This window comes from Ruminococcus callidus ATCC 27760, assembly GCF_000468015.1.
Classification (GTDB): Bacteria; Bacillota; Clostridia; order Oscillospirales; family Ruminococcaceae; genus Ruminococcus_C; species Ruminococcus_C callidus.
Genome location: NZ_KI260302.1, coordinates 1,687 through 3,043 on the forward strand (window position 1 = coordinate 1,687; position 1,357 = coordinate 3,043).

The 1,357-nt window shown below is 50.6% G+C and carries 1 protein-coding gene and 1 tRNA gene; both read left to right on the plus strand.

Going from position 1 to position 1,357, the window contains the following annotated elements; all coding sequences use genetic code 11:
* Positions 1-120: 120 nt before the first annotated feature.
* A tRNA-Leu gene (locus tag RUMCAL_RS01810) sits at positions 121-207 on the plus strand.
* Positions 208-318: 111 nt separating this feature from the next.
* A complete protein-coding gene (locus RUMCAL_RS14290; protein ID WP_021680729.1) occupies positions 319-1,266 on the plus strand; it encodes a CPBP family intramembrane glutamic endopeptidase in 948 nt (315 codons plus the stop codon).
* The last annotated feature ends 91 nt before the right edge of the window (positions 1,267-1,357 follow it).

The window sequence follows — 1,357 nt, forward strand, 5'->3', positions numbered from 1 at the left end:
GGGGTGGAGGTTCAAGTCCTCTTATCCGCACCAAAAGCTTTCTCTGAAATTTTGAATTGCATCCCCGACTCTTTCCCATTTCGGGTGTTTCCATCGGGTAATCAAACGGAAACAACTGCCGCGGATATGGCGGAATTGGCAGACGCGCTAGCTTCAGGTGCTAGTCCTCGCAAGGGGGTGGAGGTTCAAGTCCTCTTATCCGCACCAAGGATATGGAAAAGCTGATCATGTGAAAGCATGGTCAGCTTTTTTTGTTAGAACCTGTCTTCAAAAGAAATATGCGAAGACAGGTTCTTATACCTATAAGGAGAGATTCTCATGGAAAAGGTCCGCAGAGATACCAATTTTATTGTGCTGGGGCTGGTGCTGTATACCCTGCTGCGGTACGTCATTTTCGCACTGGAACCGCTGGCACGTGTTTGCTTTGTCCGGCTGGTTTGTTCTGACAGTGCCGAAAGAACAGTCCTCTTGCAGCAGCTGGAGGAAAACGCTGCCAACAGCGGTGTTTCCAGTATTGTGGCAGTGCTTGCCGGCGTGTTGTTTCTGGGCTGGTATTTCCGACGGGATACGCCACCGCGGATGGTGTTTCAAAAAAAGCAGCCGCTTCCGTGGAAAAGGCTGCCGCTGCTGATCTGTATTTTCATGGGTGCCCAGCTGATCTACTCGCTGTTCGGGAACGTGCTGGAATTTCTGCTCCGGCTGTGCGGCTACACCGCTATGGGACAGCTGAATGCCGCATCGGCTCAGAGCACCACGGTTTCCATGTTTTTGTATACTGCTGTTTTCGCCCCTGTGGGAGAAGAACTCATTTACCGCGGGCTGGTCATGCGGCAGTTTCAGAAGTACGGGAACGTGTTCGCCATTGTGGTTTCCGCAGCGTTGTTCGGCGTGATGCATGCCAACTTGTTTCAGATGATATTTGCATTTCTCACCGGACTGGTGCTGGGATACACGGCGGCAGAGTTCTCTCTCCGCTGGTCGATTGTGCTGCATCTGGTCAATAATCTGGTGTTTGGTGAACTGCTGGGCTGGCTGATGGGGTATCTCTCCCCTGCCGAACAGGACTATCTCTATCGGGGAATCAACATTTTCTTTTTCGCTTTCGCCGCGTTCTGGCTGCTGCATCATCGGAAACAGCTGGGGCATTACCTGCAACAGAATCGCTGTGCGAAAAAGTGCTATGCTGCGGCTTTTACTGCTGTTGCTATGGTGACGTTTTTTGTGGGGAATTTTGGACTGGCGATTTCGGGGATTCAAAAGCGATGAGGTGCTGTTGACCTTACATTTTAATTTCTCGTGCAATCTTCGGGTGATACTTGACCTTATAGTACAAGTGAAACGCGAACTCTTTTCTTGC